General features: G+C 43.8%; 18 protein-coding genes. 16 read left to right on the plus strand and 2 right to left on the minus strand.

Annotated elements, in window-relative coordinates; genetic code table 11:
• From ftsY to rpoH, 4 genes are all read left to right on the plus strand, one after another.
• Nucleotides 1–1,006 (plus strand): signal recognition particle-docking protein FtsY (ftsY, locus tag PR808_RS09870; RefSeq protein ID WP_272539206.1); only part of this gene is annotated, 1,006 nt, incomplete at its 5' end.
• Nucleotides 1,007–1,012: 6 nt separating this feature from the next.
• Entirely contained in the window at nucleotides 1,013–1,678 is a 666-nt protein-coding gene (gene ftsE, locus PR808_RS09875; RefSeq protein ID WP_206083498.1) for a cell division ATP-binding protein FtsE, read from the plus strand.
• Nucleotides 1,671–2,648 carry a permease-like cell division protein FtsX gene (gene ftsX / locus PR808_RS09880; protein WP_272539207.1) on the plus strand — a complete coding sequence of 326 codons (978 nt, stop codon included), beginning with the start codon at nucleotides 1,671–1,673 and terminating at the stop codon, nucleotides 2,646–2,648. The genes ftsE and ftsX overlap by 8 nt, the downstream gene beginning before the upstream one ends.
• Nucleotides 2,649–2,923: 275 nt before the next feature.
• Nucleotides 2,924–3,799 (plus strand): RNA polymerase sigma factor RpoH, encoded by an 876-nt coding sequence (gene rpoH, locus PR808_RS09885; protein WP_206083500.1) that lies wholly within the window; start codon nucleotides 2,924–2,926, stop codon nucleotides 3,797–3,799.
• 102 nt (nucleotides 3,800–3,901) lie between these two features.
• Here the strand turns inward: rpoH and PR808_RS09890 are convergent, their stop codons facing one another.
• Nucleotides 3,902–4,291: a VOC family protein gene (locus PR808_RS09890; RefSeq protein WP_206083501.1), complete on the minus strand. Its 390-nt coding sequence runs from the start codon at nucleotides 4,289–4,291 to the stop codon at nucleotides 3,902–3,904.
• Nucleotides 4,278–4,703: an aspartate 1-decarboxylase autocleavage activator PanM gene (gene panM, locus PR808_RS09895; RefSeq protein ID WP_272539208.1), complete on the minus strand. Its 426-nt coding sequence runs from the start codon at nucleotides 4,701–4,703 to the stop codon at nucleotides 4,278–4,280. Before panM ends, PR808_RS09890 begins: the two co-directional genes overlap by 14 nt.
• 379 nt (nucleotides 4,704–5,082) lie before the next feature.
• Here panM and PR808_RS09900 point away from each other — a divergent pair, with 379 nt between their 5' ends.
• The 12 genes from PR808_RS09900 (at nucleotide 5,083) to PR808_RS09955 (ending at nucleotide 20,079) form a co-directional block, all read left to right on the plus strand.
• Nucleotides 5,083–6,192: a branched-chain amino acid ABC transporter substrate-binding protein gene (locus tag PR808_RS09900; RefSeq protein ID WP_272539209.1), complete on the plus strand. Its 1,110-nt coding sequence runs from the start codon at nucleotides 5,083–5,085 to the stop codon at nucleotides 6,190–6,192.
• 103 nt (nucleotides 6,193–6,295) lie between these two features.
• Nucleotides 6,296–7,222, plus strand: a complete 927-nt coding sequence (gene livH / locus PR808_RS09905) for a high-affinity branched-chain amino acid ABC transporter permease LivH (protein ID WP_206083504.1) — start codon at nucleotides 6,296–6,298, stop codon at nucleotides 7,220–7,222.
• Nucleotides 7,219–8,490, plus strand: a complete 1,272-nt coding sequence (locus tag PR808_RS09910; protein ID WP_206083505.1) for a high-affinity branched-chain amino acid ABC transporter permease LivM — start codon at nucleotides 7,219–7,221, stop codon at nucleotides 8,488–8,490. The genes livH and PR808_RS09910 overlap by 4 nt, the downstream gene beginning before the upstream one ends.
• Nucleotides 8,487–9,266: a high-affinity branched-chain amino acid ABC transporter ATP-binding protein LivG gene (livG, locus tag PR808_RS09915; protein ID WP_206083506.1), complete on the plus strand. Its 780-nt coding sequence runs from the start codon at nucleotides 8,487–8,489 to the stop codon at nucleotides 9,264–9,266. The genes PR808_RS09910 and livG overlap by 4 nt, the downstream gene beginning before the upstream one ends.
• Nucleotides 9,266–9,967, plus strand: a complete 702-nt coding sequence (gene livF, locus PR808_RS09920) for a high-affinity branched-chain amino acid ABC transporter ATP-binding protein LivF (protein WP_206083507.1) — start codon at nucleotides 9,266–9,268, stop codon at nucleotides 9,965–9,967. Before livG ends, livF begins: the two co-directional genes overlap by 1 nt.
• A 783-nt stretch (nucleotides 9,968–10,750) precedes the next feature.
• Nucleotides 10,751–12,418 carry a urocanate hydratase gene (hutU, locus tag PR808_RS09925; protein ID WP_272539210.1) on the plus strand — a complete coding sequence of 556 codons (1,668 nt, stop codon included), beginning with the start codon at nucleotides 10,751–10,753 and terminating at the stop codon, nucleotides 12,416–12,418.
• Nucleotides 12,419–12,469: 51 nt separating this feature from the next.
• On the plus strand, nucleotides 12,470–13,654 hold the full coding sequence (locus tag PR808_RS09930) for a CaiB/BaiF CoA transferase family protein (RefSeq protein ID WP_272539211.1): 1,185 nt from the start codon (nucleotides 12,470–12,472) through the stop codon (nucleotides 13,652–13,654).
• A complete protein-coding gene (locus PR808_RS09935; RefSeq protein WP_272539212.1) occupies nucleotides 13,651–14,790 on the plus strand; it encodes an acyl-CoA dehydrogenase family protein in 1,140 nt (379 codons plus the stop codon). The genes PR808_RS09930 and PR808_RS09935 overlap by 4 nt, the downstream gene beginning before the upstream one ends.
• 283 nt (nucleotides 14,791–15,073) lie before the next feature.
• A complete protein-coding gene (locus PR808_RS09940) occupies nucleotides 15,074–16,513 on the plus strand; it encodes a purine-cytosine permease family protein (RefSeq protein ID WP_272539213.1) in 1,440 nt (479 codons plus the stop codon).
• Nucleotides 16,514–16,665: 152 nt separating this feature from the next.
• Nucleotides 16,666–17,421, plus strand: a complete 756-nt coding sequence (locus PR808_RS09945) for an electron transfer flavoprotein subunit beta/FixA family protein (protein ID WP_272539214.1) — start codon at nucleotides 16,666–16,668, stop codon at nucleotides 17,419–17,421.
• Nucleotides 17,422–17,436: 15 nt separating this feature from the next.
• Complete coding sequence (locus tag PR808_RS09950; protein WP_206083513.1) at nucleotides 17,437–18,387, plus strand: electron transfer flavoprotein subunit alpha/FixB family protein; 951 nt, start codon at nucleotides 17,437–17,439, stop codon at nucleotides 18,385–18,387.
• Nucleotides 18,388–18,396: 9 nt separating this feature from the next.
• Nucleotides 18,397–20,079: an electron transfer flavoprotein-ubiquinone oxidoreductase gene (locus PR808_RS09955; protein WP_272539215.1), complete on the plus strand. Its 1,683-nt coding sequence runs from the start codon at nucleotides 18,397–18,399 to the stop codon at nucleotides 20,077–20,079.
• Nucleotides 20,080–20,103: the final 24 nt, after the last annotated feature.

A 20,103-nucleotide genomic window follows, 5' to 3' on the forward strand; every position in this document is an offset into this window, starting at 1 on the left:
TTTAGCTGAAGAAGAAGCAGAAGCTGAACGTCTTCGTTTGGAAGAGGAAAAAAATAGTTTATCAAAAGAGCAAGAAAAACCGAAAAAAGAGGGTTTCTTTGCTAGGCTGAAGAAAGGGTTATTAAAAACTCGTCAAAATCTGGGGTCAGGTTTTCTTAGCTTATTTACGGGTAAGAAAATTGACGATGATTTATTTGACGAATTAGAAGAACAGTTGCTAATTGCGGATGTTGGCGTTGAGACAACACGTAAAATTATCGACAACCTCACGGCTCATGCAAGCCGTAAAGATCTCAAAGATGCCGAAGCGCTGTATGGTAAATTGCGTGAGGAAATGTCTGATATTTTAGCGAAAGTCGATAAACCGCTCGTGATCGAAGATAAAAAACCCTATGTTATTCTTATGGTTGGGGTTAATGGTGTCGGTAAAACCACTACGATTGGTAAATTGGCTCGCCAATATCAATCTGAAGGCAAAAGCGTGATGTTGGCTGCGGGGGATACATTCCGTGCTGCTGCGGTAGAGCAATTACAAGTTTGGGGTGAACGCAATAAAATCGCTGTTGTTGCGCAACACACAGGTGCAGATCCAGCGTCTGTTATTTTTGATGCTATTCAGTCTGCCCAAGCCAAAGGTGTAGATGTGTTGATTGCGGATACCGCGGGCCGCTTACAAAATAAATCACATCTGATGGAAGAATTAAAGAAAATCGTCCGAGTAATGAAAAAACTGGATGAAAGCGCACCGCATGAAATTATGTTAACGCTGGATGCGAGCACAGGACAAAATGCGGTGAGTCAGGCGAAACTTTTTGACGAAGCGGTAGGTCTGACAGGTATAACATTGACTAAGCTCGATGGTACAGCAAAAGGTGGCGTAATTTTCTCGATTGCCGATCAATTTGGTATTCCAATTCGTTATATTGGTATCGGTGAAGGGATTGAAGATTTACGTCCATTTAAAGCCGATGACTTTATCGAGGCCCTATTTGCCCGAGAGGAATAATTTTCGATGATTCGCTTTGAACACGTTAGTAAAGCTTATCGCGGTGGCCGCCAAGCTCTCCAAGGGGTTGATTTTCATCTACAACCCGGGGAGATGGCATTTCTAACAGGCCACTCAGGCGCAGGTAAAAGTACGTTACTCAAACTCATTTGCGGCATAGAGCGCCCAAGTGCGGGTCATATTCTGTTTAATGGTCATGATATTAGTCGATTGAAAAATCGGGAGATCCCTTTTCTGCGTCGGCAGATTGGAATGATTTTTCAAGATCATCACCTGCTATTTGACCGTACAGTGTATGACAACGTTGCGATGCCACTAATTATCTCTGGTGCAAGCACGGAAGATATTCGTCGACGTGTTTCTGCGGCATTGGATAAAGTGGGCTTATTAGACAAAGCAAAAAACTTTCCAATTCAATTATCTGGTGGTGAGCAACAGCGTGTGGGCATTGCTCGCGCAGTGGTTAATAAGCCGACAATGCTCTTGGCAGATGAGCCAACGGGTAACCTTGATGGTGAATTATCGGAAGGGATTATGCGGTTGTTTGAAGAGTTTAACCGTGTGGGAGTGACGGTTTTGATGGCAACCCATGATGTTGCGTTGATTGAGCGCCGTAACTACCGTGTTCTGACATTAAGTGAAGGTCGGATGCTTGGAGGTCAACATGGCTAAAAATGCTCGAAGAGCCAAGCCTGAACGTGCAATGCAATCAAAAAGCAAGGCACTCAAAGGGGGATGGCGCGAACAATGGCGTTATTCTTGGTTGAATGCACTGGCAGATATGCTCAGACAGCCTTTGGCAACCTTTTTGACCATCATGGTGATTGCGATTTCATTAACTTTGCCAAGTTTATGTTATGTGGTTTGGAAAAACGTATCTCAAGCTGCGGCACAGTGGTATCCGACGCCACAACTTACGGTTTATCTGGATAAATCCCTTGATGAACAAGGTGGGCAAAATGTCGTGACGCAGCTGCAATCACTTGAAGGCGTTGATCATGTGAATTATTTATCACGGGATCAAGCCATGAGCGAGTTTCGCAGTTGGTCAGGCTTTAGTACCGCATTAGATATGCTAGAAGAAAACCCATTACCAGCTGTGGCTATCATCACACCCAAAATTGATTTTGAAGGGTCGGATGTCTTAACGACATTAAGGGATAGAGTCGGCCAAGTTGATGGTATCGAAGAAGTACGTATGGACGATAGCTGGTTTGCGCGGCTTGCTGCCTTGACGAGCCTGGTGGGCAAAATAGCTTCAGTCATTGGTCTTCTCATGATTGTGTCTTTGTTCTTAGTGATAGGTAATAGTGTTCGTCTCAATATCTTCGCAAGGCGAGACACCATTAATGTAATGAAATTAATTGGTGCGACAGATGGTTTTATTATGCGGCCATTCTTAAACGGCGGCATTGTGCTCGGTGGTGTGGGGGCGATTATTTCGCTGATCATGACCTTCTTATTGGTTTGGCAACTAGGTAGTGGTGTGGCACAAGTCGCGAGTGTGTTTGGCACACAATTTCATATTGAGGGGTTACTTTGGGAAGAATCCCTATTAATCCTTTTATTGTCAGCGATGGTGGGGTGGATTGCGGCATGGTTAGCCACATTACAACATTTACGTCATTTTACACCTGAGTAACCGTTTGTTTTCTTGTCATTTTCAGTAAGGGCTATTGGTGGTTATATTACCCTAGCCCTTGATTATATTAGATATTGACTTTAAGAATGAACTTAGTCTGAATTGTTTTGTCCTATATTGACCCACCGTTAACAATTCTTGTATATAATTTATTTAATGCGGTGAAACTGGTAGACTATCTACTTGTTTACAGCATATCGTTTTTTCATTGTTAACCTATATGATGGTTATCAACATCGAATAAATTTCATTCCTAATATTTATAGAGGATCTGAATGACCAAAGACATGCAATCATTAACGCTTGTTCCGCAAGGAAGTATTGAAGCCTATGTTCGAGCTGCTAATGCTTACCCAATGCTGACCGCTGAGGAAGAAAAGGAACTTGCTGAACGGCTGCATTATAACGGCGATCTGGATGCTGCAAAGCAACTGATCTTATCGCATTTGCGCTTTGTTATTCACGTTGCTCGTAGTTATGCAGGTTATGGTTTACCGCAAGCGGACTTAATTCAGGAGGGTAATATCGGCCTGATGAAAGCCGTGCGCCGTTTTAACCCTGAAGTGGGAGTGCGCCTCGTTTCCTTTGCCGTGCATTGGATCAAAGCGGAAATTCATGAATATGTTTTGCGTAATTGGCGAATTGTTAAAGTTGCCACTACAAAATCGCAGCGTAAATTATTTTTTAACTTAAGAAAAAATAAGAAGCGTCTTGGTTGGTTTAATCAAGACGAAGTCGATATGGTCGCCCAAGAGCTTGGTGTGAGTACCAAAGATGTCCGCGAAATGGAATCACGCATGGCGGCGCAAGACATGGCATTTGATATGTCAGATGACGACGACAGTGCTGATTTCGGAGGCCCTGTTGCGCCTGTATTATTTTTACAGGATAAATCATCTGACTTTGCTGGCTCAATTGAAGATGATAACTGGGAAAGCCATGCAACTGATCGTTTAGCGGATGCGCTAGACTCATTAGATGAGCGCAGCCAAGATATCATTCGTGCTCGTTGGTTAGATGACGACAACAAAACCACATTACAGGAATTAGCCGATAAATACGGTGTTTCTGCGGAACGTGTTCGTCAGTTGGAAAAAAACGCAATGAAAAAATTGCGTTTAGCGATGGAAGAAAACGACGACGAAATGTAGTTCATTTCACCTAAAGTTATCTGCATTTATTGCCTCTAAGAGGGAATAAATGCAGATGCTCATATCAATAAATTATACAGCTAACTGCAGCAGACTTCATATTTATTCATCACTATACAACTCTAATGGCAGGCCATCAGGGTCAGCAAAAAACGTAAATCGTTTTTGTGTATAGGGATCGGTCCTCACCGCTTCACATGTAATGCCTTGTTTTGTTAAATAGGCAATCCACTCATCTAACTTATCAACGCTAAAAGCCAAATGGCGAAGCCCTGCGGCTTCAGGGTAACTAGGCCTTGCTGGTGGGTTTGAAAAGCCAAATAATTCAATTTGATAGAGCTCACCAAATGCTAAATCGGCCTTCCATGAGTCATTGTGAGGGCGATAATGTTCACTAAGTAAATTCAGCCCTAAAATGCGGCAGTAAAAATCTTTACTGACTTCATAGTGGGAAGCAATAATCGCAATATGGTGAATTTTATTTAATTTCATTTAAATGGCCTACGATGAGTTTCCATACACCAGTCTGTGAAGTGGCGTGAAATCCACAAGTGGTTAAAAATGCATGCATGACTTGAACTTGTTTTTCATCTAACTGATTAAACTTAAATTGCCATACCATGACTTCTGGGTGTGCTCGGTGTATTTCTTGTAATAAATAAAGGCCAACACCGCGCCTACGAGTGACTTCTCGCACGCAAAAATCATCAATAATGCCTTGTTTTTGGTCGATGGTGACTTTTGCTGCGGCAAGTAATCTATCATTAAAGCGGGCTGCATAAATTAAGTGCATTTCACCGAACGGTTGTACACATTTATCAATCTTCTGGTCTGGCCAGATTTTATCCAAGTCTTGGTACTGCTGCTCAGTAGGATTGACCAAAGGGATAATAGTGAGTCTCATGATGTTTTATCTGTTTCCCTGCAAGGGTTGCAGCTACTCGTCCTGCCAGAGTGATCTGTAACCGATTTTTTGATTTTAGAGAGAAAAATTTTGTCAGACTGCATTTTCCGAGTTTCACTCGGATTAATTTAAATTTAACTAGAATATAACACTAGTATTTACAAAAAACCTACTTAAACACATCAGTTTTTTATTCTGCATCTAATGTAATAACCTACCATATCCATTTGCTATTTAGCATAATTATCTTGTTTAATACCATGAAATATATAGCCTTATTCGCTGTATTTTGAAATATCAGGCATTGTACCTGTCAACCATAATAAACGATTATAAATCAAACACAAACACTCAGAACCATGAAGACGGGGACGATAAAATGAAGAATATAAATAAAGCATTATTAGCGGGCTGCATCGCAATGGCGTTCAGCTCAGCAGGATGGGCGAAGGAAATTAAAATAGCAGTTGTGGGCGCGATGTCTGGCCCTGTCGCACAATATGGTGATATGGAGTTTACAGGTGCTCGCCAAGCGATTGCAGATATTAATGCAAAGGGTGGGATCAATGGCAACACATTAGTTGCCGTTGAATACGATGATGCATGTGATCCGAAACAAGCGGTTGCGGTTGCAAACAAAGTTATCAATGACGGAATTCGCCATGTTATTGGTCATTTGTGCTCCTCTTCCACACAACCTGCATCGGATATCTATGAAGATGAAGGCATTATCATGATCACGCCTGCGGCAACCAATGCGGATTTAACGACACGTGGTTACCAAATGGTGCTGCGTACAACGGGTTTGGACTCTGACCAAGGCCCTACGGCAGCGAAATATATTCTTGAAGAAATTAAGCCGTCACGTATCGCTGTTGTTCATGATAAACAACAATATGGTGAAGGTTTAGCGCGTTCTGTTCGTGAAAGCCTCAATAAAGCAGGGACGAAAGAAGTGATGTTTGAAGGTGTCACGGCTGGAGACAAAGATTTTTCTGCCTTAGTCGCGAAGCTGAAAAAAGAGAACGTGGACTTTGTTTACTTTGGTGGTTACTACCCAGAAATGGGGCAAATTTTACGCCAAGCAAAACAGGCAGGCCTGAATATTCGCTTTATGGGGCCTGAAGGTGTGGGTAACTCTTCGCTGTCTAACATTGCAGGTGATGCATCTGAAGGGATGTTAGTGACATTGCCAAAACGTTATGACCAAGTCGCAACTAACCAACCAATTGTTGATGCCATCAAAGCGAAAAAAGAAGACCCAACGGGGCCATTTGTGTGGACAACTTATGCGGCAATCCAAGGTTTAACCACTGCAATGGAACGTACAGGGAGCATTGAACCTGAAGACTTAGTCAAAGATCTGAAAGCAAATCCAGTAGATACCGTGATGGGTACACTGAGCTGGCAACCAAATGGTGACCTGAAAGGGTTCGAATTTGGTGTGTTTGAATGGCACAAAGATGGGACTTCCACTCCTATAAAATAGTACCCAGTAGTGTTCCAACGTAGTGAACAATAACCGGAAGTGAGTTGACTCGCTTCCGGCTTCTGTTCTCTATTCAGGACAAGCAGTTCGAAAGGAAAGTCTTATGTCAGATCAAATTCTTTATTTTATTCAGCAATTTCTTAATGGATTAACCCTTGGCAGCACCTATGCGTTGATCGCTATTGGTTATACGATGGTGTATGGCATCATTGGGATGATTAACTTCGCCCACGGTGAAGTGTATATGATTGGGAGCTACGTCTCTTTTATCGTGATTGCAGGCTTGATGATGCTAGGGATTGATGTTGGTTGGATCCTCGTAGCAGCCGCCTTTATTGCGGCGATCATCGTTTCCAGTGCGTATGGTTGGAGCATCGAGCGAGTTGCTTATCGGCCAGTGCGCCATTCTAAACGCCTGATCGCATTAATCTCAGCGATCGGAATGTCAATCTTCTTGCAAAACTATGTCAGCTTGTCTCAAGGCTCCCGCGATCTTGCATTACCTAGCTTAATTACAGGCCAGTGGGTATTAGGGGAAAGCGATGGTTTTGAAGCAACCGTGACAAAAATGCAGCTCACTATTTGGGTGGTTACGCTCCTTGCCATGTTGGCATTAACCCTTTTTATTCGCTATTCGAAAATGGGGCGTGCTTGCCGTGCTTGTGCTGAAGATCTCAAAATGGCCAGTTTATTGGGGATCAATACTGACCGTGTTATCTCACTAACCTTTGTGATCGGTGCTGCAATGGCTGCTGTAGCAGGGGTTTTATTGGGGCAATTTTATGGTGTGATCAATCCTTACATTGGCTTTATGGCAGGAATGAAAGCTTTTACTGCTGCAGTATTAGGTGGGATCGGCAGTATTCCAGGTGCTATGTTAGGTGGCTTGATCCTCGGAGTTGCAGAGGCGATGACTTCTGCTTATTTAAGTACTGAATACAAGGATGTTGTGTCATTTGGTTTATTAATTGGTGTTCTGTTAATCATGCCGACCGGCATTCTGGGACGTCCGGAGGTCGAAAAGGTATGAGAAAAGAAAATTGGATTAATGCCATTGTGGCATCGGCAACCTTCTTTGTTTTAGCCTTATTTATGATGGGCTTACAGCTTGCGCTGGATGGTACGAAATTGGTGGTAACCGTGGGGGATTCTGTTCGTTGGAACTGGATCATCGCTGGGATTGCGATCATTTTTGTTTATCAATTGGTTCGCCCAACCTTAAGCAAGGTTTGGCAAGGTGTACCTAAAAAAGCGTGGTCGATCCCTGATTTTGACGGCTCGACGACTAAGCAAAAAATTCTTGCTGTTGTTATCATTATCGCAGCTATCATTTGGCCATTTATTGTTTCACGTGGAAGCGTTGATATCGCCACCTTAACCCTTATTTATGTGATGTTAGGGTTGGGGTTAAACGTGGTTGTGGGCTTATCGGGCTTATTGGTTTTAGGTTATGCTGGCTTTTATGCGATTGGCGCTTATACCTTTGGTTTGTTAAACCATTATTATGGCTTTGGTTTCTGGGAAAGCTTACCAATAGCAGGGCTAACAGCCGCATTGGCTGGTTTTTTACTGGGCTTTCCAGTTCTAAGGTTAAGGGGAGATTACCTCGCCATCGTAACGTTGGGTTTTGGGGAAATTGTCCGTATTTTATTACTGAATAATACGGAGATTACGGGAGGTCCGAATGGGATCAGCCAATTGCCAAAACCGACGTTTTTTGGCCTCGAATTTAGCCGAACAGCAAAAGATGGCTGGGATACTTTCCATAACTTTTTTGGGTTAGATTACAATCCAGGCGATCGGATCATTTTCCTTTATTTTGTCGCTTTATTGCTGGTGGTTTTAACCCTATTTGTGATCAATCGATTACTGCGGATGCCATTAGGCCGCGCTTGGGAAGCTCTGCGTGAAGATGAAATTGCATGTCGTTCACTTGGCTTAAGCCCGACGCGTATCAAACTCACTGCATTCACTATCAGTGCCGCATTTGCGGGGTTTGCGGGAACGTTATTTGCCGCAAGGCAAGGGTTTATTAGCCCTGAATCATTTACATTTGTTGAGTCCGCGTTTGTTTTAGCCATCGTGGTACTGGGGGGAATGGGCTCACAAACCTCTGTTATTTTAGCGGCGATTATCTTAGTTGTATCAAGGGAAATGATGCGTGACCTCAACCAATACAGCATGTTACTGCTGGGTGCATTGATGGTGTTAATGATGATTTGGCGACCGCAAGGCTTATTGCCGATGAAACGCCGTCAAGTTCAGGTGAAAAAAATACCTGAAGGGGAGGGGGTATGAGCCAATTAACCACGCCTTTATTACAAGTCAGCGGGTTAACCATGCGCTTCGGTGGTCTACTTGCTGTGAATAATGTTGAGCTTACCCTTAATCAAGGGGAAATTGTTTCTCTGATTGGGCCAAATGGTGCAGGGAAAACAACCATTTTCAATTGTTTAACGGGGTTTTATAAGCCAACTAGTGGAACGATTTTGTATCGAGAAAAGCATCTCGAAGGTCTAACAGGGCAAGCTATTGCGCGTCTTGGTGTGATCCGCACATTCCAACATGTGCGGTTATTTAAGGAAATGACAGTCATCGAAAACCTGTTGGTCGCGCAGCATCAGCATTTAAAAAGTGGTATTTTTTCAGGGCTTTTGAAAACGCCAGCGTTTCGCCGCGCAGAGTCTGAGGCTTTAGACAATGCAGTTAAGTGGTTAGAACGTGTGGATTTACTACCATTTGCCAATCGGCAAGCGGGTAACTTAGCTTATGGCCAGCAACGTCGGTTAGAAATTGCACGCTGTATGGTGACACGCCCTGAAATTTTAATGTTAGATGAACCCGCAGCAGGGCTTAACCCAAAAGAAACCAATGACTTGGATGATTTAATTGCCGAATTACGGACTCATCATAATGTTTCAATTTTATTAATTGAACATGATATGAAGCTGGTCATGGGAATTTCAGATCGCATTTACGTCGTCAATCAGGGCACACCATTGGCGAATGGCACACCGAGTGAAATACGCCAGCATCCTGATGTTATTAAAGCCTATTTGGGGGAAGCTTACTGATGTTAGAATTTAAAAAAGTTTCTGCTCATTATGGAAAAATTCAAGCATTACATGAGATTAGCTTAAATATCCAAAAGGGTGAGATTGTCACCCTGATTGGGGCAAATGGGGCGGGTAAAACCACGCTTTTAAGCACGCTTTGCGGTGATCCAAGGGCCTCTGAAGGGCAAGTATTGTATCGTGATGTGGATATTACTCAGTTACCGACCTCAAAAATAATGCGTGAAGATATTGCACTTGTGCCAGAAGGGCGACGAGTTTTTTCCCGTATGACAGTGGAAGAAAACCTTGCGATGGGCGGCTTTTTTGCCACGCGCCAACAATATCTAGAACGCATTGAGCGAGTGTATAAGCTGTTTCCTAGGTTATATGAGCGTCGTACTCAGCGTTCAGGGACGATGTCTGGTGGGGAGCAGCAGATGTTGGCAATCGGACGAGCATTGATGAGCCAACCTGAATTATTGCTACTGGATGAGCCTTCATTGGGACTAGCGCCAATCATCATTATGCAGATATTTGACACTATCCAGCAGCTGCGGGAAGAGGGAATGACAATTTTCCTCGTGGAGCAAAATGCGAATCAAGCCCTAAAACTCGCTGATCGTGGGTATGTATTGGAAAATGGGCACATAGTGCTAGAAGATAGCGGGAAAGCGTTATTGGCTAATGAGGCAGTGCGCAGCGCTTATCTCGGTGGCTAAAATTTTCGTCATCCTTCGCGCTGTGGCGGTGTTGGCTTCGTTCACTAACCCTAGTCACATACTTGTGTATGTTCCTAGGGCTTAGCTTCACTTGCCGCCTAGCCACAACGCGAATGATTTAGAAAATTAAATTTTCGTCTCCCTTCGTGCTGTGGCGGTGTTGGCTTCATTCGCTAACCCTAGTCACATACTTGTGTGTGTTCATAGGGCTTAGCTTCACTTGCCGCCTAGCCACAACGCGAATGATTTAGAAAATGGCAGTAAGTTAGAAAATTAAGTCATCATTCACTTTTTTTGATTACACGGGTTGCTTGTTGATGCAGGTAGCCCGTTTTTGTTTTTTATGTACTGCATTTTGGGCGGCGGTGTAAATTTGGTCTCTATACATTGTTACAAGGTTCTGTGAAGCGACTCGCAAATCCATTATTTGCTTGTTTCTATACATAAAATTAAATGTATATACAACTTTTCCTATAGAAACAGAGAGCTACTTATTGTTGTATAACTCCCCTTTCCTTCAGACCTCCACTCTTCGTATAAAATTTCAAAATTAAATGTATATACTTTGTGAAGTAAATGTATATATATTTAAACGCAAGAGAAATAGCTTCAGTGAATAAATAGCTTTGAGCAAGTTGGTGAATCATTAATCAATTGATTTTCAATTGATTAATTGACTTAAAATAAAAGTGTACAGTCACTAACAAAGTACCTCACAGATTATTATCACCAAAAGTTGTTAATTTAGCGTTAATTAAAAAATGGATGATAGGGGATACAACCATGTTAAACCGTACTGACTCAACACGTGTGATCCGCGCACCCCGTGGCAGCGAAAAAATCTGCAAAAGTTGGTTGACTGAAGCCGTTTACCGCATGCTTCAAAACAACCTCGACCCTGAAGTGGCTGAACACCCGCAAAGTCTTGTGGTGTATGGTGGCATTGGTCGTGCAGCCCGTGATTGGGAGTGTTACGACAAAATTTTAGAGGTGCTAAAAACACTGGATGACGACCAAACGCTGTTAGTCCAGTCAGGTAAACCTGTTGGTGTATTCCCAACCCACGCTGATGCGCCTCGCGTTCTGATTGCTAACTCCAATATCGTGCCACACTGGGCAAATTGGGATCACTTCAATGAGTTAGACCGCAAAGGCTTGATGATGTACGGCCAAATGACGGCAGGATCGTGGATTTACATAGGTTCCCAAGGGATCGTCCAAGGTACTTATGAAACCTTTGTTTCACTAGCAAAACAACATTTTAACGGTAAGACAGCAGGGCGTTGGATCCTAACTGGTGGATTAGGTGGGATGGGCGGTGCACAGCCATTAGCGGCCACGATGGCTGGGTTTAGCATGATTGCTGTCGAATGTGATGAAAGCCGTATCGATTTCCGTTTAAGAACACGCTATGTCGATAAAAAAGCGACTTCCCTTGATGAAGCGCTGCAATACATTGAAGAAGCCAAAGTTTCTGGCAAGCCTGTTTCTGTTGGCCTATTAGGCAATGCTGCGGATGTGTATAGCGAATTAGTGAAACGCAATATTACACCTGACTCAGTCACAGACCAAACCAGTGCTCACGACCCTGTACACGGCTATTTACCGCAAGGTTGGACATTAAGCCAATGGCGTGAAAAACAAGAGACTGCACCAGCCGAAGTGACCAGCGCTGCGAAAAAAAGCATGGCCGTGCAAGTGGATGCGATGTTAACCATGCAAAAACGTGGATCAGCAGCGTTTGATTACGGTAATAACATTCGCCAAATGGCAAAAGATGAAGGAGTGGCAAATGCCTTTGATTTCCCAGGCTTTGTTCCTGCTTATATCCGCCCTCTATTTTGTGAAGGCATCGGCCCATTCCGTTGGGTGGCCTTGTCTGGCGATCCTGAAGATATCTACAAAACAGACCAAAAGGTCAAAGAATTACTGCCTGACGATAAGCATCTACATAACTGGCTAGACATGGCGCGTGAGCGAATTGCTTTCCAAGGCCTACCTGCGCGTATTTGTTGGGTTGGCTTAAAAGACCGTGAAAGATTAGGACGTGCTTTCAATGAGATGGTGAAAAGTGGCGAACTAAAAGGCCCTATCGTGATTGGCCGTGATCACTTAGATTCAGGCTCGGTTGCTAGCCCTCATCGCGAAACGGAATCGATGAAAGACGGCTCTGATGCAGTTTCCGACTGGCCATTACTGAATGCGCTACTAAATACCGCGGGTGGAGCGACATGGGTGAGCTTGCACCACGGTGGCGGCGTTGGCATGGGCTTCTCTCAACACTCGGGTGTTGTGATTGTCTGTGATGGCACTGATGCTGCGGATAAACGCTTAGCGCGCGTTCTGCACAATGACCCTGCGACAGGCGTGATGCGCCATGCGGATGCAGGGTATGACATCGCCATTAATTGTGCGAAAGAGCAAGGTTTGAATTTGCCAATGGTGAAGTGATGTCGTTTGCCGGCTTAGGTCGGCAACTTTCTGGAAAATAAGGAATTCAGTATGAATGCTGCGTCAACTCAGAAAAGACAAGGGCCACTGGCTGGGATCAAAGTGATTGATTTAAGCCGTGTTTTAGCAGGGCCTTATTGCACGGGAATGATGGCTGATCTCGGTGCAGAAGTGATCAAAATTGAAGTGCCAGATCATGGGGATGACAGCCGCCACTTAGGGCCTTTTATTGAAGGTGAAAGTGTTTATTACGGCTTGATCAATAGAGGGAAGCGCAGCATCGAGCTGGATCTCAAAGCAGAGGAAGATCGCGCCATTTTATTTCAGCTGGTTAAAGAAAGTGATGTGGTGGTTGAAAACTTCCGCCCTGGTGTGACTAAACGCCTTGGTATTGATTTTGACAGTTTAAAGCAGCACAACCCAGCACTGATTTACGCAAGCATTTCCGGTTTTGGGCAAAATAGCCCATTAGCAAGTTACCCTGCTTACGACATTGTGGCACAAGCCATGTCAGGGCTGATGAGCGTGACAGGTTTTCCTGAAACTGGCCCAACGCGCAGTGGTGAATCTATTGGTGATGTGTGCGCGGGGATGTTTGCATCTTGGGCGATTAGCAGTGCGTTATTTGCCAGAGAGCGCCATAACGAAGCGGCGCAATATATCGATGTTGCGATGGTGGATGTTTTGCTCAGCATGCAACTAACGGGACTTTCTAACCTATTTGCACATGATAAAGCACCGAGTTTAGTGGGTAATCGTCACCCTGTATCCACACCATTTGATACTTACCATGCCAAAGATGGTTTAGTGGTGATAGCCATTGCGAGTGAAAAACTGTTCCAACGTTTTTGTGAATGTATGGGAAAAATGCATTTATGCCAAGACTCACGCTTTCAAGATGACCCAAGCCGTACACGCCATCATGGGGAGTTAAGGGGGGAAATTGAGGGGTGGACTGCGCAAAAAACGGTAGATGAAGTGTGTGATTTACTGCTAAATGCAGGGGTTCCCGCCTCGCCTATTCATAATCTACAGCAAGCGACACAAAGCGAGCATGCTCAAGTTCGGCAGGTTCTCACACACCTAAATGATGGTGGTACTCCATTGATTTCTCAGCCCGTTTTTTTTAATGGTAAAAAGCCTCATTCAACACGAAGAGCCCCTATCTTGGGGGAAGCAAATGCACTGTATAAATCGGCAAAAACAACAAGCAAAAATAGGGAGGCCGTGCAATGAGTTTTGAAATTAATGAAACAGAACAAGCCATTGTGGATGCAATTGAAAAAGTGTGCCGCGAGATTTTGCAGCCCAACGCACAGCGTTACGATGAAACGGAAACATTTTGTGCAGAAAGTTTAACGGCATTAGGTGAAATGGGGGCATGGGGAATTAACCTGCCTGAGCAATATGGCGGTTTCGGCCTTGGTAGTATTGCGATGAGTATGATTGTTGAAGCGGTCGCGGCAGCTTGTGCCTCTACATCATCCTCTTTAACCGCTCATTTTTTAGCCACTGACTCTATTTTGATCGGTGGAACCGAAGAACAAAAAGCGTATTGGTTACCGAAAGCCGCTTCAGGTGAGTTACTGGGCGCTTTTGGTTTAACTGAACCCGCTGCGGGTTCGAACCCTGCAGATATGCGTACTATTGCAACGCGTGAAAATGGTGGCTGGCGTATTCGCGGGAATAAGCACTATATTACTAACGCCAAAGAAGCGGATTTTATTGTGTTATATGCCAAAACAGATGTTGAGGCAGGGGCTCGCGGCATTAGTGCATTTATGATCCCAAAAGGCACTGAAGGGGTGGCATTTTCTCAGCCAGAAAAAACCATGGGGTTACGCGGCAGTACAATTTACGAGCTAGCACTGAATTGCTGGCTACCTGAATCTGCCTTACTCGGTGAAGAAAATAAAGGCTTCCATACTGCAATGGAAGTCTTAGACAAAGGCCGTGTTGAAGTCGCGGCAACGTCACTGGGCATTGCCCGTGCGGCTATGGAAAGCACGCTGGGCTGGGTGAAAGAGCGCCAAATTGGCAAAAAACCACTAGCAGCTTACCAAGGAACACAATGGCGTCTTGCGGATATGCATACACAGCTTGAAGCCGCTCGTATGTTGACTTGGCGTGCTGCAGAGCTGCGTGATTCAGGTGAGCGTTTTAGTTTGCAATCGGCGACAGCAAAACTGTTTGCGGCGGAGTGTGCGGGGTTTGTCACTGATGCTGCGCTGCAACTTCATGGGGGATATGGGTATATTCGTGATTTACCCCTTGAGCGGTATGTTCGTGATGCACGTATTTTGCGTATCTTTGAAGGCACATCCGAAGTTCAAAAAATTATTATTTCGCGTGCTGTATTGGATGCAGTGTAATTTATTGAAATCATTATTTTTACCAGAAGCGGGTAGACGGGACAGGCGGCTACTCGCGAGTCAAGCAACATAGGAAGCACTACCTGACAACAGGATCATGGAATTAAAAACACAACAACAATCAGGTTTAAGAATGTATTTCAATTATTGATTATGGGTGGATAACAGATAAAACATCACCCAATGTAATGTGTAATCACTGTACTCACCATCACAGTTTTTACGAATTCATTACAGTTAATTGGTTCATTCTTTAAGCCAGCCTGCTTAAAGAGGAGTTACCATGACAGTTTCAAACGACATCGCAACAGGGCAAAAAGGTCGGCAGGACAATGTCCCGCTTATTGAAGCGCGTTCCATCGATTACATTCCTGAATCTGAACGCCATGGCACCTTATCTAGCCAGTTTACACTTTGGTTTGGTGCTAACTTACAAATTACCGCTATCGTTACAGGGGCGCTCGCTGTTGTGCTTGGGGGCGATGTATTTTGGTCATTAATTGGATTATTTATTGGTCAATTATTAGGTGGAGCTGTGATGGCATTGCATGCGGTGCAAGGGCCTAAACTGGGACTACCTCAAATGATTTCAAGCCGTGTACAATTTGGTGTTTATGGTGCGGTTATTCCTATCTTATTGGTTTGTATGATGTATGTTGGGTTCTCTGCCAGTGGAACGGTATTAGCAGGCCAAGCGGTTGGGCAGCTGCTTCATGTGACGGATTGGGTTGGGATCTTAATTTTTGGTGCGGTGATTATCGGGATCACTATCTGTGGTTATCGTATCATTCATATTTTAGGTAAGGTCGCGAGCGTTGTTGGTGTCATTGCATTCTTTTATCTATTCTTCCGTCTGTTTTACATGAATGATGTATCCATATTAATGGAAAATCGCCATTTTGATTGGACACATTTCTTGCTAGCGATGTCACTTTCGGCATCTTGGCAAATTGCTTTTGGCCCTTATGTTGCTGACTACTCGCGTTATTTACCAACTAAAACACCAACTATTAAAGCCTTTCTGGCGGTGGGTTCAGGGACGGTCATTGGTACTCAAGCGTCAATGATTTTAGGGGTGTTTGCAGCGGCCTTAGCGGGGAATAAATTTGCAGGCAACGAAGTTTCCTACATTGTGGGATTGGGAAGTACAGGCCTCATTGCTGCACTGTTATATATCACAATTTTCTTTGGGAAAGTGACCATCACGGCGTTAAATGCATACGGTAGCTTTATGTCGATGGCGGCAATTGTTTGTGGGTTTAGAGGGAAAAACACCATTACGAGAGGGCAGCGATTGTTCTTTATTATATTAATGGTGAGCTTTTCAACCTTATTAGGATTAGCAGGCCAACACTCGTTCTTAAAATTATTCTCCGCTTTCTTACTGTTTTTACTCGCCTTCTTTACACCATGGAGCGCAATCAATCTTGTTGATTACTATTGGGTGACCAAAGGTCGTTACGATGTCCCTGAACTGGCAAACCCAAATGGTCGCTATGGCCGCTGGAATAAAGTGGGTATCTTCACTTACATCATTGGCGTATTGATCCAATTACCCTTTATTTCAACAGGTTTCTATACTGGCCCATTAGTTGAACACCTTGGTGGCGTCGATGTTTCATGGATTGTGGGCTTAGTTGCGACCAGTATTATTTATTATATCGCGATTAAAATATGGCCAATGTCAGTGGCAGATAGGCTGATATTACCAATCACTCAGTAACCAAATACATCATTTGATTTAATTAATAAAAGAACACATTGAACTAGCCAATAGCAGTGAAATTTTCACTGCTAGGGCTTCTTTCAACCTAAAAACGATTCAAACCACCTTTATAAAAGCCAATCGTTAATAGAATTGGGATAGGAGTTGCTATGAAAATTTTAGTCGCAGTGAAGCGAGTGATTGACCATAACGTTAAAGTACGCGTAAAAGCCGATGGCTCGGGGGTTGAGCTCACTAACGTCAAAATGGCGATGAACCCCTTTGATGAAATTGCGGTTGAGGAGGCTGTACGCTTAAAAGAAGCAGGCAAAGCGACTGAAGTTGTTGCCGTTTCTATTGGGGATATTAGCTATCAAGAAACTTTGCGTAGTGCGATGGCGATTGGGGCAGACCGTGCCATTTTAATTCAACGCCCAACGGAGTTAGTTTTAGAATCACTCGATATTGCGCGTCTATTACAGCAAGTGGTGGCAAATGAGCAACCCGATTTAATTTTATTAGGCAAACAAGCGATTGATGATGACTGTAACCAAACAGGGCAAATGTTGTCAGCATTATTAGACTGTGGGCAAGCGACATTTGCATCACAAATTGTTGTTGAAGGCAACGCATTGCAAGTCACTCGTGAGATTGATGGTGGTCTGGAAACACTGGAGATGGCGCTCCCTGCGGTTGTGACAACCGATTTACGTCTCAACGAACCCCGTTATGCAACTTTGCCGAACATCATGAAAGCAAAGAAAAAGCCGTTAGATATCATCGATATTTCGAATATGAACTTCTCTCCTTTGGGGCAAACCAAAACTATCAAGGTGTCTGAGCCGAAAAAACGGGCAGGGCAATGTACTTTACTCAATGATGCAGCGGCATTAGTGAGCACCTTACAAGCAAAAGAAGTGATTTAACCAAGGGGAATGACAATGAGCCAATCATCAGTTTTAGTTATTGTTGAGCATGATAACCAGACAATAAAATCATCAACTTTTCATAGTATTACGGCTGCACTGGATATTCTATCTGTGGGTGGACAATTGCATTTACTTGTTGTGGGCGACAACACTGAAAACGTGGTGGAACAAGCAGCGGGCTTAAAGGGGGTGAATAAAGTATTAACGATTCAATCAGATGCTTTGAAAGACCAACTGGCGGAACCTATGACCAGTGCGATTGTTTCTGTTGCACAAAATTATAGCCATTTACTGTTTCCTGCGACAACCTTTGGTAAAAATATCGCCCCACGTGTTGCCGCAAAATTAGGTATCGCACAAATTTCTGACATCACACAAGTTATTGATGACCAAAATTTTATTCGACCTATTTATGCAGGGAATGCGTTGGCAACAGTACAGAATAATGGGCAGCAGGTGGTGATCACTGTACGCAGTTCGGCATTTAGCGGCGTATGTGAAGCACAACATAGCGCAGAAATTGAACACATCACCCCAAATAAACTTATTCAACGAGCTCAATTGAAAAGCCAGTCACTCACACAAGTTAGTCGCGCAGAATTGAGCTCAGCGAAAGTCGTGATTTCGGGAGGGAGGGGGTTAAGTTCGGGTGAAAACTTTGCGTTATTAGAAACCATCGCAGATAAATTGGGTGCTGCTGTCGGCGCATCCCGTGCAGCGGTAGATGCGGGGTATGTACCTAATGATTATCAGGTGGGGCAGACAGGAAAAATTGTCGCACCAGAGTTATACATTGCCGTTGGGATTTCTGGTGCAATTCAACATATTGCAGGGATGAAAGAGAGCAAAGTGATCGTTGCCATAAATAGCGATCCAGAAGCGCCAATCTTCCAAGTAGCAGATTACGGTATTGTTGGTGATCTGTTTGAAATCTTACCTGAACTTGATAAAGCGCTTGCGTAAGAGGTGCATATGGCTATCGACAATAGAGAAAATGTAAGCGAGGCTCCTGAGCGGGAATCGATGGAATTTGATGTCCTGATTGTCGGTGGGGGGCCTGCGGGATTATCAGCGGCGATCCGTTTAAAGCAGGTTGCTGCTGAGCAAGGCACTGAACTGTCAGTATGTTTGATTGATAAAGGTGCAGAAATAGGTGCCCATATTCTGTCAGGTGCAGTGATAGATCCTCGTGCATTAAATGAATTATTACCTGATTGGCAAGATAAAATTTCGACGCCGCTAACCTCCGTCAGTCAGGACAGCTTTTTATGGCTAAAAGAAAATAGCTCAAGCCAATTACCGTTACCACTATTGCCTAATTGTTTAAAAAATAAAGGAAACTTAATTGGTAGTCTAGGGCAAGTGAGTGCGGCTTTAGCTGTTGAAGCCGAGGCTTTGGGTGTTGACGTTTTTTCTGGTTTTGCTGCAACACAGGTACTTTTTGATGATGCAGGCCAAGTCATTGGTGTGACAACGGGTGATATGGGGTTAGATAAATCGGGTAACCCAACGGCGATGTACCAACCTGGAATGAACTTGCTGGCTAAAATGACATTTTTTGCCGAAGGGTGTCGTGGTCAATTAGGTAAGCAGTTGATAAATCATTTTAATTTGGATTCAAATAGCAGCAAACAAAGCTATGGTTTAGGGATTAAAGAAATCTGGCAGATCCCGAAAGATCAGCATCAAGCAGGGTTAGTTATTCACTCTGTTGGTTGGCCGTTAGATAACCACACTTACGGCGGTGGGTTTGCCTACCACTACGGTGAGAATTTAGTTGCGATAGGGTTAGTTGTTGGTCTGAATTATGAAAACCCGTATTTATCTCCATATGAAGAGTTTCAACGCTTAAAAACACACCCCGCCTTTAGCACTTTTTTATCTGGTGGGGAAAGGCTCAGTTACGGTGCGCGAACGATGGTTGCTGGGGGATTATCCGCACTCCCTGAATTGAGTTTTCCTGGGGGCGCATTAATCGGTGATGATGCTGGATTTCTCAATGGGGCCAGAATTAAAGGAACACATTGTGCAGTAAAAAGTGGATCATTGGCTGCAGACGCTTTTTTAGCGTGCTTTAAAAATCAGTCGATTGATTTTACTCAATTTACTCTTGAATATCGCCAAAGATTTGAGCAGAGCTGGTTATATCAAGAGCTTTACCAGACTCGTAACTTCAAACCTTATATGAAAAATGGATTAGTGATGGGCTCAATGTTATTTGGTGTAGAGCAATTATTGTTAAAAGGCCGTAGCCCATGGACATTAAAGATTAAACAGGCGGATCACGAAAGATTGAAAGAAGCTAAAAACTTCAAGCCAATCACTTACCCTAAGCCTGATGGAAAACTGACCTTTGACCGACCCTCTTCTGTATTTTTATCGAATACTAACCATGAAGAAGATCAGCCTTGCCATCTTAAACTGGTAGATACAAATGTACCGATTCGAGTCAATTTAGAGAAATATGCCGCGCCAGAAACGCGTTATTGTCCTGCTGGGGTCTATGAAATTATTGGCGAGCAACACCAAGAGAAGTTACAGATTAATGCGCAAAATTGCCTGCATTGTAAGGCTTGCGATATTAAAGACCCGCAGCAAAATATTACTTGGACTGCACCGCAAGGTGGGGAAGGGCCAATATATCAGGGGATGTGAAAACAAATTTGTTGTGATGCAGAT

The sequence above is a fragment of the Providencia sp. PROV197 genome (assembly GCF_028479625.1).
GTDB lineage: Bacteria > Pseudomonadota > Gammaproteobacteria > Enterobacterales > Enterobacteriaceae > Providencia > Providencia vermicola.